This is a genomic window from Bradyrhizobium sp. USDA 4538, from assembly GCF_024171045.1.
In the GTDB taxonomy this organism is placed as follows: domain Bacteria; phylum Pseudomonadota; class Alphaproteobacteria; order Rhizobiales; family Xanthobacteraceae; genus Bradyrhizobium; species Bradyrhizobium australafricanum.
The window spans coordinates 8925738-8937384 of the sequence record NZ_JALJZE010000001.1 but is presented as its reverse complement, the minus strand read 5'-3'; the positions used below and the strand labels follow the sequence as shown (position 1 = coordinate 8937384).

The following is an 11647-nucleotide window of genomic DNA, read 5'->3' as shown; positions in this document are numbered from 1 at the left end:
AAAGGCTTTGCCCTGCACGCCGTCGACGCGACTGCACTCGTTCATGCCTTGCTGCTTCGGATTCAAGCTCTGCTGCTGCCGATCAAGACGCTGGTGTTAAGCGGTCACTGACGGGCGCGAACGGGGAGACACCATATGAAACCGGACTGTAAGTTTCGCGCAATCGTGGCGACGGGCATGATCTTCGGATTGCCGGGTTGCGCGCAGGCTTTCGATCTCACGGGTGCCTGGGCCACGAGCGCCGAGCAATGCCGAAAGGTGTTCGCCCACAAGGGCAGGGCGAACCAGCTGACCTTCACGAACTTCTCTGGCGTCTATGGCGGCGGATTCATCGCCGAGCCCGATCGCCTCCGGAGCAAGTTCGAGAACTGTAAGATCAAATCGCGCAAGGACGACGGCCAGACCATCAACATCATCGTCGGTTGTGCGTCCGGAATCATGGTATCGAATGTGCAGTTCTTCCTTAAGGCCGTCGACGACGATACCATTACGCGCCAATTCCCGGGCATCGAGGGGATGGAGGTCAACTATCATCGTTGCAAGATCTAGAGGCATCCGCTCCCCGCGCTGGCTCAGCGCCGCCGGACCGTTGTCGGCTGGCGCCGAACCGATCGAGTGATGCGCCGTGGATCCCAGCAGGTTGCCGAGGTCATTGCGCATCGCCCTGGTGGCCGGCCTTGTGCTTTTGGCCGGAGGTGCGAGCCTGTTCGCCTATCGCTGGTACGAGCGGCCGACGACCCTGACGATCGCGGTTGGGTCGCTGGACGGCGAGGCCGGGAGGCTGGTCTCGGCGATCGCAGGAAAGTTCGCCCAATCGAAAGCACCAGTCCGGCTCAGCCTGGTCCAGACGCCGGGACCGCTTGAGTCCGCCAAGGCATTCGCGTCCGGAAAGGTGGACCTCGCGGTCGTCCGTGGAGACGTCGGCGATCTATCGCAGGCCCAGGCCGTGATCGTGTTGGCCCACGCCACCGTCCTGTTGGTCGCGCCGCCCGGCGCTGCGATATCCGACGTGGCGGAGTTGAAACGCGTCGCGATCGGTGTGATCGGCGCCGAAGCCAATCAGAAGCTGATCAAGGTGCTGACCGACGAATACGATCTGACGCGCGCGGGCGTGACGTTCAAGCCGCTCGCCCCCGCGGATGCGCGCCGGGCGCTCGACACCAAGGAGGTACGGGCGATCCTGCTCGTCATGCCTTTGACCGAAAAATATCTTTCGCTGCTGCGCAATGTCTTCGCGCGCACCACGCGAGCCGGCCCGGTGATGATCGCCATCGAGTCCGCCGGAGCCATCGCCGAGAAAGAGCGCGCCTATGAAAGCTTCGACGTACCCAAGGGAACCCTGCGCGGCTCGCCGCCTGTTCCTGCCGATGACCTGACGACGCTGCAGACGTCGTTTTATTTGGTAGCACAGAAGAAGCTTGGGAATGACGTGATCAGCGACCTGACGCAGTCGATCATGAACGCGCGGCGAGAGTTGCTCGCCGAACTGCCGGCGCTCTCCCAGATCGCTACGCCTGATACCGACGCGGGCGCCTACATTCCCGTGCATCCCGGGGCGGCTGCGGTCTATGAGGGGACCAGGGAGAGCTTTCTCGATCAATGGGGCAATGCGATCTTCCTGGCGCCGATGATCGCAGGCGGGCTTGCGTCGGTGCTCGCGGCGGCGTGGAAATTTCTCCGCTCGAGCGAGGCACCGAGCCGGAAGGAGGCGCTCGACACGCTTTATGCACTGGCAGGGCGAATTCGGATGGCCAGGCGTGTGTCGGATCTCGAAGAGATCGAGCGCGAAATCGACCAGGTGCTGCGAACGCAGCGCGAGCAGCCGGTCGCGGACGACAAGGCCGAGCGCGCTGTCACGGCGGTGAACGTTGCGGCCCATCGGCTCGAGAACCTGATTCACGACCGCCGCATCCACCTTGCGTCGCGACAGCCGGGCCAGGCCGGAAGCCAAGTCGAAAGCTGAGCCGAAGGACAGTTTCCTTGATCTCGATCAAGGAGGGGAGGGGATCGTGGCCGATGCTGTCGACTGTTGGTGTCGATGGAGGTCGCGATGTTCCGTTGGGGCAAGATTCTGCTCGCGGTTGTGCTGGTGTCGGTGACGTCCGTTGCCGCATTCGCGCAAACGGCTGACAAGCCGCCCGCCCAGACCAGCCCGCCCGCCCAGGCTAGCCAGCCGGCTGCGGCAACCCAGCCGACCGATCAGCTCCTGAAGCCGGAACAGCTGGAAGCCCTGGTGGCGCCGATCGCGCTCTACCCGGACTCACTGCTCGCCAACGTGCTGGCGGCGTCGACCTATCCGCTCGAGGTCGTGCAGGCCGATCGCTGGGTCAAGGAGCGCAAGAGTCTGAAAGGGGATGCGCTCAAGGCCGAGGTCGACAAGCAGGCCTGGGATGACAGCGTGAAGGCGCTCACGAGCACCGCCGACGTGCTCGCGATGATGAGCGACAAGATCGATTGGACGAAAAATCTGGGTGATGCCGTGCTGGCCCAGCAGCCCGACGTCATGGACGCGATCCAGCGGCTGCGCAGCAAGGCGCAGGCCAACAACAAGCTGGTGACGACCAAGCAGCAGAAGGTCAGCGTCCAGACCCAGGAGAACAAGCAGGTCATCGTCATCGAGCAGACCGATCCGAACACCGTCTATGTGCCCTATTACGATCCGGCCACGGTCTATGGCGCGTGGCCGTATGCGGCATATCCGCCGTACTATTTCGGCTATCCGTCCTATATCGGCGCCGGTGTTGTCGCGGCAGGTCTTGCCTTCGGTGCCGGCTGGGCGATCGGGCGCTGGGGCAATTATTGGGGTGGCGGCTTCAACTGGGGCAATCGCAACGTCTATGTCAATCATCGGACCACCAACATCGCAAATGGCTGGCAGCACAATCCGGCGCATCGCCAGGGCGTTCGCTACAACAACAGCAATGTCCAGCAGCGCTTCGGCGGCAACGCCAATCGGGCCGGTGCCAGCGATCGGATGAACTTTCGCGGCCGTGACGGTCAGCAGGTTCTCAATCCGGGCGATCGCCCGGGCGCAGATCGCGCCGGTGACCGGGCAGGAGGCCGCGGCGGCGACCGTGCGGGTGATCGCGCCGGAGATCGTGCGGGCGATCGCGCTGGAGACCGTGGAGGCGACCGCGGCGGAGATCGTGCGAAGGGTGGTGACCGTGCAGGTGCAGGCGATCGCGCCAAGGGCGGCGACCGCGCGGGTGCCGGCAACAAGGGCGGTGGCGATCGCGCCAAGGCCGCCAACCGCGGCAATGCCGGTAACCGCGCAGCTGCGGCGAATCGCGGCGGTGGCAGTCGCGGCGGCGCCATGAACGTATCGTCCGGACGGGCAGCTGCGGCGGCATCGGCGCGCGGGCGATCGAGTATGGCCAGCATGCCGCGCGGCGGCGGCGGCGCAAGTTTTGCCGGCCGCGGCGGGGGCGGCGGAGGCGGCTTCCGCGGTGGTGGCGGAGGTGGCGGCTTCCGTGGCGGCGGCGGTGGACGACGCTCCGACATCGCGCTCAAGCACGATATCGAGTTGCTTGGGCATCTCGCCAACGGCCTCGGCTACTACCGTTTCAGCTATCTCGGCAGCAGCAAAGCCTATGTCGGCGTGATGGCGCAGGAGGTCGAGCAGGTCATGCCGGCGGCGGTGACGCGCGGCGCCGACGGCTATCTCAGGGTCTATTACGACAAGCTTGGGCTCAAGTTCCGCAGCTACAACGACTGGCTTGCCGCCGGCGCGAAGATTCCGTCCCCGTCGGAGGCATCACGATGACAGGCCCCTCATACTCGCGACTGGATCGTGTCGCCTCGATCGGCGTCGCCGCGGCAACAGCACTCGCCCTGATGCTATCTCCTGCGCGCGCCCAGCAAGGCTTCCCCAATCCGGAAGACGCGGCGTCCGCCTTGGCAACCGCGGTCAAGACCGGCACCAGCCGGGCGATGCTGAAGGTGCTGGGCCGCGATGCCGCCGATATCATCGAGTCGGGCGACGATGTCGCCGACGCCAATGCGCGAGAGAGCTTTCTTTCTGCCTACGACGCCAAGCATTCGATCAAGGCTGACGGCAACAAGAAAGCCACCTTGATTCTGGGCAGGGACGATTTCCCGTTCCCGATCCCGCTCGTCAACAACAATGACGGCTGGAGTTTCGACGCCGCCGCGGGGCGGCGCGAAATCCTCTACCGCAGGATCGGCCGCAATGAGCTGGCCGCGATCCAGACCAGTCTTGCCTATGTCGACGCACAGAACGAATACGCAGAGAAGGATCGCGGCGAGGGTGTGGGCGCCTATGCCCAGCGCATCGTCAGCAGGCCGGGCAAGACGGACGGGTTGTTCTGGCGCGACGACAAGGATCCAAGCCCGCTCGGCGAGCTGGCCGCCCAGGCCGCTGCGGAAGGCTACAAGGTCGGCGAGCAGAGCATGCCGTACCACGGCTACTACTATCGGATCCTGAAGGCGCAGGGCTCCGACGCCCCCGGCGGCGCGCTGAACTACGTCGTGAAGGGCAAGATGATCGGTGGATTCGCGCTGGTCGCCTATCCCGCCGAATACGGCAATTCCGGCGTCATGACCTTCCTGGTCAACCACGCAGGCACGGTCTATCAGAAGGATCTCGGCTCACGCACCGATTTCCTCGCCAAGCGCATGATCGTTTTCGATCCGGATCAGACCTGGAAGAAAGTGGATCCGACAAATCCCTGAGCGAGGAGGGGGCTGTGTTGACGCGACCCATGATCCGTTCCGTCATACTGGCGCTTGCGGCGATGGTCCTGTTGGTCGCGCCATGCTTCGCCCAGGCCGTCGGCCACGTCCAGGTCAAGTTCGTGAAGGCGGCGCTCGTCGTGGGCGGCGGCGGCGGCAGCGGCACGTTGACCTACCGCGGGCGGCACTATCGGTTCATCGCGTCCGGCTTCAGCCTCGGCGTGACTGCCGGTGCGTCGGTGACCTGGCTGGAGGGCACCGCCTCAGGCATCAGGGAGGTCAACGATTTCGCCGGCAGCTACGCACTGGTCGGAGCAGGTGGCGCATGGGCTGGTGGCGTAGGCGGGGTGAGCCTGCGAAATGAACACGGCGTGGTTCTGATGCTCAAGGGACCGAAAGCAGGATTGGAATTCGCCGCCAATCTGGGCGGGCTCACGATTTCGCTGCGCTGAGCTCGGGCTCGATTCGCCCTGCCTCAGATGGGCCGCAGGTGGAAGGTGCCTCCGCCGCGCGACGACCAGCGTCCGGGGGGCGGCGCTGAGCGATGGATTGATCTATCTCAAGGCCGGGTCCGAGGCTCAGGTTCAACCTGCATTCGGCGGGGCGGCGATAGGTCATCCAGGTAACCGGGAGGTGGAGGCATGTACCGGCACATTCTCACTCCGACAGATGGGTCGGAACTGGCGGAGCAAGGGGTGAAGCACGGGTTGGCGCTGGCGAAATCTCTCGGAGCCAAAGTATCGGTCATCTTCGTCGTTGAGCCGCTCTCGGAAATAGGAGGGCGGTACCGTGATCTGCTCGCGAGATTTGCCGAGATACGCAAGGAAGAGGCCACGAGCGCGCTGGATCGTGCCGCACACGCGGCCAGGGAGGCCGGTGTTCCCTGCGAGACAAGCCAGGTCGAGAGCGGGCAACCCCATCAAGCCATCATCGCAGCAGCCGAGAACAAGGGCTGCGATCTCATCGTCATGTCATCGCACGGGCGCAGCGGGCTCTCCAAGCTTCTCATCGGCAGTGTGACAAATAAGGTGCTGACGCAAGCAAGGACTCCGGTCCTTGTCTGTCAGTGAGCGTGCAGATCGCTGGATGGAAAGTACTGTGCATGGAGCTTGGGAGAAATCGAATGAACAAAATCACTGTGTGCCTGGCTCTTGCCGGTGCGGCGTTGTCGGGTCCGCTGCAAGCGCAGACGAGCATCGATATGGCGCGGATAACTTGCTCGCAATACCTCGCCATGTCCCCGGGCGATTCTTCCGTATTTTCTGCCTGGATGAGTGGCTGGTTCAATCAAAAGAAGGGATACGTCTTTGTCGATCTCAACGCATATGCGCGAAATGTCGCAAGCGTAAAGGCGTGGTGCGCGACCAATCCCACTCAGACCGTGATGGCCGGCCTCGAGCGCTCTACGGCCGGCCAGTGATCAAACAGGGTTGGAAGATAACAATGAAACCATCGATCCTTGCCGTTGCGACCGTTGCACTTCTCGCCACCAGCGTCGTGGCCAAAGCGCAAGTCGTCGTCGATCTCTCCCTCATTACCTGCAAGCAACTGCTGGAGTCGGACCAGGAAAGACAAACGCTGATCAGCTCCTGGATGTCGGGCTATTTCAGCGCATCGAAGAACCTGACCGTCGTCGATTTTCGCTACGTCGAGCGAAACGGCAAGGTTATCGGCAAGTACTGCAAGTCGCACAAGGCGGACACCGTGATGAATGCGATGCAAAAGAACTGGCGCTGATCATCGTCGTTGCGAACGCGCAGGCAGCGGACGGCATCCTGTCCTTCTCGGGGTGGCGGTGAAGCCGGCGATGCCAACGGTCGGCAGGCTTGTGGTTCACTCGCGCTTCCGATCGAATCGCTTCTCCCTCAACTCGGGCCGCGGCGCCCGTATTTTTACGGTCCGCGCCCTTGACCAAGGTCAAGGCGCGGCCACCGGCCTGATGGTGTGTCGCTAGGGCTGTTTGCTCTTGCCCGGTGTCGCGGTGTCGGCCATCTGGTATGTCACTTATGAAATTCGCCGACGTGGTCTATTGGCTCGAAGGGCGCGCAGCCCTCGCGAGACCAGGACATTTGCCAGCGAATCGGAAGCCAAGGCGTTTGCGCGGTCAAAACTGGACGAAGGGCTGGTCGTGTTTGCCGGCACCATCAATCCGCACCTCCCCAGGCAATTGATCCCCTCGCAGAACATTGCCGATTGGCTCGTCGAACAGTGAGCCGGCTCGGCGCTTCTGTTCGGCAGGACGAGCTTCGTGCTGCACCGAAGTTGAACGCAGAGCCCGAGCACGCTGTTCGTTTGCCCTTGGGTGTTGCCATTTTGGCACGTGGCTTTTCGTGACTCACATCTAGGCTTCGACCACTGCCCCGATTGGACGAGCGCAAGGACTGCTTTTCTCGATTAACGCGAAGAGACCCGGAGATCATTCCATGAAGAGATTTTTGCTTTCTGTCGCCGCGATTGTCGGCATGGCCACGCCGGCGTTGTCGGCTGACATGGCCGTCAAGGCGGCGCCTGTGCCGGTCCCTCCGCCGGTCTACAACTGGACCGGCTTCTATATCGGTGCGAATGGCGGTTGGGGTGAGAGCCGGACCTGCTGGGATTTCCTCCCCGCCCTGGGAGGTGTCGTGGCCGACGGGTGCAGTTCGCGCTCCGGTGGCGTTTTCGGCGGACAACTCGGCTATCGCTGGCAGGCAGGGCAGTTTGTCTTCGGCCTGGAAGGACAGGGTGATTGGGCGGACCTCAAGAGCTCGCGCCTCAGCCTCATCGATCCTAGGTTCTCGACGACAACGAAGACCGATGGACTGGGTCTCTTCACCGGCCAGCTCGGCTGGGCCTGGGATGCCGCGCTGTTCTACGTGAAGGGTGGTGCAGCGGTCACCAGCAATCGCTATGACATCTTTACCACGGTCGGCGGAATCGGGGTCGCGTCGGCGACATCGACCCGTTGGGGCGGTACCGTCGGCGTGGGCTTCGAGTACGGGTTCACCCCGAACTGGTCCGTCGGGCTCGAATATGACCGTCTGTTCATGGGCGATGCCAACAACACGTTCTCGGTGGTCAATCCCATCGTGGCCGGCGCCGCCAACCGGATCGGACAGGATGTGGATCTGCTGACGATCCGCCTGAACTATCGGTTCGGCGGGCCGGTCGTCGCCAGATACTGATCTCCCTGGATGGATGTAATTTGGGCCCCGGCATTCTTGCCGGGGCCTTTCTTTTAGTTTTGGCGGCTACCGGACCAAATGTCCGAAGTGCGGCAAGCGCCGCTGTCAGCGCTTTGCGGCTGCGCCCTTCGTTGCTTCGTAGGCGTCGCGATAGCCTCTGGCGATCGTCCGAACGCCGCGCCCGATATCGTCATAGACATCGTCGGGCAGGTTCGCGAGCGACACGCGAAGCGACCATTCGGGGGCATCGAAGCCGCCGCCGTTCAGCAGCACGATCCCGTGGGCTTCGGCCAGCCTGAACGCCAGATCCAGCGGGTGGACGGTCTTCTTCAGGTATTCAACCGCGTCGTCGCCGATGTTCTTTCGGGCCCAGAACTCGAAATCGATCAGGGCGTAGTAGGCATCATAGTTGGGATTCGGGCTCAGCTTGTCGGCCAGCCCGAGGCCGTCGAGCATCGACCACAGGCGCTTGTTGACGATTTCCATGCAGGCCGCCTGATAGGCCTTGTTCACGTCCATCATCTCCGCGAGCGAGAACAGGCTCATCATCACCTGCTGCGGCAACGACAATCCCGCGGTGTGATTGAGCGCCACGTCGCGGCTGTCGGCGACGATGCGGTCGATCAGTTTGAGCTTGCGCGGTTCGAGCGTAAGCGGCCCGTAGCGCTTGTCGAGCGCCTTGACGGCCTCGTCCGGAAGCTTGGCGATCATCTTGTCGAAGATGTTGTCCTCGTTGATGGCGATGGCCCCCAACCGCCATCCCGTGCAGCCGAAATACTTCGAATAGGAGTAGACGCCGATGGTGTTGTGCGGCAGCTCGCCCAGCAGCGAACGGAAGCCGTGCACGAAGGTGCCGTAGACGTCGTCGGTGAGGATCATCAGGTCGGGGCGCTTGGTCTTGACCAGATTGGCCAGCTTGGCAACCGTCTCCTTGCTCAACGCCATCCCCGGAGGGTTGGACGGATTGACCACGAAGAAGGCCTTGATCTTCGGATCCTCCAGTTTCTTGATCTCCTCGTCGGTGAACTGGAACTTGTTCTCCTGCGGAGCCCTGATCTGAACCACCTTCAGGTCGTAGTCTTCCAGGTGCGTCATCTCGATGTAGGGCGTGAAAATCGGCGTCGCCAACGCGATCGTATCGCCGGGCACCAGCAGCCGGTTGGCCTTCAGCGACTTGAAGAGGTAGCACATCGCCGCCGTGCCGCCCTCGACCGCATAGATGTCGAACTTCCCGGCCGGCCGGGGCTCGCCGCAAACCGCCCACATCAGGTATTCGTGCACGATCTTTTCGTTGTGCACCAGCATGCGGTCCGGCACCGGGTAATTGTCGCCGATGATCGAATCGACCAGCTCGTGGACGAAGGCGTCCGGGTCGAAGCCGAATTTCTTGACCGCAAAGGGCAGCATCTCGGTCAGGAAGCTCGCACCCGGCATGTCCTTGTGCTGCTTGAGCCAGGCTTCGAACCGGCCGGCGATGCCGCTTGCCTGGGGCATGCCGCCGATGCCCGCCGGGTGCTCCATCACCCGCTTGCTCTCGGTGATGGCGAATTGTCCCAGCAGGAAGAAGCCTTCGCGCGGCGTCGTGGCCACCCAGTTCGGATTGCCCCGCCCGGCGTTCAGGAAGGGCATCTGGCTCCGCTTCGAATTGCTCTTGGCGAGGTTGATCAGCTCGTCCTTGATCTCGAAGGGGCTCAACGCCTCGAATTTCTTCAGGGTCAGAAGATCGGCCATTTGACACTCCCGGGGCGATGCATGCTGTTGGAATGGAGGCGACAGGCTCCGTTGCCTGCGCAATCGCGCGCAGCATGATCGGCGACCGGTTACGAGCCTTGATCTATGTCAACGGTCACGCGCAGGCGATGCGATGCTGCGACGGATAGTCGCTCACGATGCGAGTGCGCGGCACATGTGTGGTGTCGGCAAGATCATGAAATCGCGAGGCTCTCGCAGCTGCGGTTGACATAGATCAACATCCTGCTCGCCAACCGCCGTCTGATGTCGACCGATACGGTTGCTCGCCCTTTTCGGCACCCGTGCACGAGATCGAAGCGGGCGCACGCCGAAGCCCCGGGACAGCATGAACGGGTGACATCATGATCGATTGGCTCTTCCAGACGCTCCGCACCTATCCCGAAATTGCGATCTTCCTCTCGCTGGCCCTGGGCTACTATTTCGGTTCCTTCACCTATAAGGGGCTTGGACTGGGCGCGGTCACCGCGACACTGGTCGCCGCTGTCATCATCGGCCAGATCGGGATCACTATATCAGGGCCGCTGAAGCCGTTCTTCTTTCTGATGTTCCTGTTTGCAATCGGTTACGGTGTCGGACCGCAATTCGTGCGCGGTATCGCGCAGGACGGCGTCCCGCAGGCGATTTTCGCGGCCGTGGTCTGCGTCTTCTGTCTGCTGTCCGCCTATCTCGGCGCCAAGGTCGCCGGTTACGACGTCGGATCGGCGATCGGGCTCTATGCCGGCTCGCAGACGATCTCCGCGTCGATGGGACTCGCGACCGACGCCATCAATCGCCTTGGTCTGCCCGCGGACGAAGCCAAGAAGCTGCTCGATGCCATGCCGGTCGCCTATGCCGTGACCTATATCTTCGGCACGGTTGGGTCGGCGATCGTGCTGGCGCTGCTCGGACCGGCGCTGCTCGGGATCGATCTCGAAGCCGCGTGCAAGAAATACGAGGAGGAGCATGGCGGCAAGAAGGAGTTGGGCGGCCCAGGGACGGCCTGGCACCAGTTCGATGTGCGCGCCTATCGCGTTCATGAGCGCGGACCCGTCGCCGGCAAGACCGTCGGGCAGGCCGAGGCGCTGCTTCCCGATCATCGCATCTTCGTCCTCCGGCTCCGGCAAGCCGGCAAGATCGTGGAGGCAACGTCCGACACCGTGATACATGCCGGCGATGTCGTCGCCGTCGCCGGGCGCCGCGATGTGCTGGTGCAGCTGATCGGCGAGCAGGCGGAGGAAGTTGACGATCGCGAGCTGCTGGCGGTGCCGATCGAAGGTGTCGATGTCTACGTGACCAGCAAGGACGTCGACGGCAAGACGCTGGAGCAACTGGGCAAGGAACCGGGCGCTCGCGGCGTATTCCTGCGCAAGATCGCCCGGGGGGCGATCGCGACCGAGATTCCGATCCTGCCGAACACCAAGATCAATCGGGGCGACATCCTCACCCTGGTCGGCCGCACGTCCGATGTCGCTGCCACCACAAAGATGCTGGGCCGGCCGGACCGTGCAACCGATGTTGCCGACGTCGCCTTCATCGGGGCTGCGATCGCGATCGGCGCCCTGGTCGGCGCCTTCGTCTACAAGATCGGAAGCGTGCCGCTGACGTTGTCCACCTCCGGCGGCGCGCTGATCTCCGGCCTGTTCTTCGGCTGGCTCCGATCCGTGCACCCGACCTTCGGCCGCATCCCGTCACCCACCGTGTGGTTCATGAACTCGGTCGGCCTGAACGTCTTCATTGCCGTGGTCGGAATCTCCTCGGGCCCGGGATTTGTCGCCGGCCTGCAAAAGCTCGGCTTCAGCCTGTTCCTTTGGGGCGTCGTTGTGACCACCGTGCCGCTGATCCTGGCGATGTTCGTCGGCAAATACGTGTTCCGGTTCCACGACGCGATCCTGCTCGGATGCTGCTCCGGCGCGCGCACCACGACCGCTTCGCTGGGCATGATCAACGACCGCGCGAAGAGCCAGATTCCCGGTCTTGGCTACACCGTCACCTATGCGGTCGGAAACACGCTGCTGACGATCTGGGGCATGGTGCTGGTGATGATGATGACATAGCCGCGGCGC

At 63.1% G+C, this 11647-nt stretch carries 12 protein-coding genes; 11 read left to right on the top strand and 1 reads right to left on the bottom strand.

Features of this window, described 5'->3' with window-relative positions; genetic code table 11:
- The first annotated feature begins 135 nt into the window (after nucleotides 1–135).
- The 10 genes from J2R78_RS41285 (at nucleotide 136) to J2R78_RS41240 (ending at nucleotide 7853) form a co-directional block, all read left to right on the top strand.
- Nucleotides 136–549, top strand: a complete 414-nt coding sequence (locus J2R78_RS41285; protein ID WP_253609252.1) for a hypothetical protein — start codon at nucleotides 136–138, stop codon at nucleotides 547–549.
- Between the two features lie 91 nt (nucleotides 550–640).
- On the top strand, nucleotides 641–1963 hold the full coding sequence (locus tag J2R78_RS41280; protein WP_229189525.1) for a TAXI family TRAP transporter solute-binding subunit: 1323 nt from the start codon (nucleotides 641–643) through the stop codon (nucleotides 1961–1963).
- Between the two features lie 87 nt (nucleotides 1964–2050).
- Nucleotides 2051–3763, top strand: coding sequence for a DUF3300 domain-containing protein (locus J2R78_RS41275; RefSeq protein ID WP_253609251.1), 1713 nt, complete (start codon nucleotides 2051–2053; stop codon nucleotides 3761–3763).
- Nucleotides 3760–4692, top strand: a complete 933-nt coding sequence (locus J2R78_RS41270; protein ID WP_375166694.1) for a DUF2950 domain-containing protein — start codon at nucleotides 3760–3762, stop codon at nucleotides 4690–4692. Before J2R78_RS41275 ends, J2R78_RS41270 begins: the two co-directional genes overlap by 4 nt.
- Nucleotides 4693–4721: 29 nt before the next feature.
- A complete protein-coding gene (locus J2R78_RS41265) occupies nucleotides 4722–5144 on the top strand; it encodes a hypothetical protein (RefSeq protein ID WP_253609250.1) in 423 nt (140 codons plus the stop codon).
- Nucleotides 5145–5333: 189 nt separating this feature from the next.
- Nucleotides 5334–5762, top strand: coding sequence for a universal stress protein (locus J2R78_RS41260; protein ID WP_253609249.1), 429 nt, complete (start codon nucleotides 5334–5336; stop codon nucleotides 5760–5762).
- 53 nt (nucleotides 5763–5815) lie between these two features.
- A complete protein-coding gene (locus J2R78_RS41255) occupies nucleotides 5816–6112 on the top strand; it encodes an HdeA/HdeB family chaperone (RefSeq protein WP_028334156.1) in 297 nt (98 codons plus the stop codon).
- 23 nt (nucleotides 6113–6135) lie between these two features.
- Nucleotides 6136–6429 carry an HdeA/HdeB family chaperone gene (locus tag J2R78_RS41250; protein ID WP_225646106.1) on the top strand — a complete coding sequence of 98 codons (294 nt, stop codon included), beginning with the start codon at nucleotides 6136–6138 and terminating at the stop codon, nucleotides 6427–6429.
- Nucleotides 6430–6673: 244 nt separating this feature from the next.
- Entirely contained in the window at nucleotides 6674–6904 is a 231-nt protein-coding gene (locus J2R78_RS41245) for a hypothetical protein (protein ID WP_028344998.1), read from the top strand.
- Nucleotides 6905–7115: 211 nt separating this feature from the next.
- Nucleotides 7116–7853 (top strand): outer membrane protein, encoded by a 738-nt coding sequence (locus J2R78_RS41240; protein ID WP_253609248.1) that lies wholly within the window; start codon nucleotides 7116–7118, stop codon nucleotides 7851–7853.
- Between the two features lie 105 nt (nucleotides 7854–7958).
- Here J2R78_RS41240 and aspD read toward each other — a convergent pair whose 3' ends face one another.
- Nucleotides 7959–9584: an aspartate 4-decarboxylase gene (aspD, locus tag J2R78_RS41235; RefSeq protein ID WP_253609247.1), complete on the bottom strand. Its 1626-nt coding sequence runs from the start codon at nucleotides 9582–9584 to the stop codon at nucleotides 7959–7961.
- A gap of 362 nt (nucleotides 9585–9946) precedes the next feature.
- Between aspD and aspT the strand changes: the two genes are divergently transcribed.
- Nucleotides 9947–11638 carry an aspartate-alanine antiporter gene (gene aspT / locus J2R78_RS41230; RefSeq protein ID WP_253609246.1) on the top strand — a complete coding sequence of 564 codons (1692 nt, stop codon included), beginning with the start codon at nucleotides 9947–9949 and terminating at the stop codon, nucleotides 11636–11638.
- Nucleotides 11639–11647: the final 9 nt, after the last annotated feature.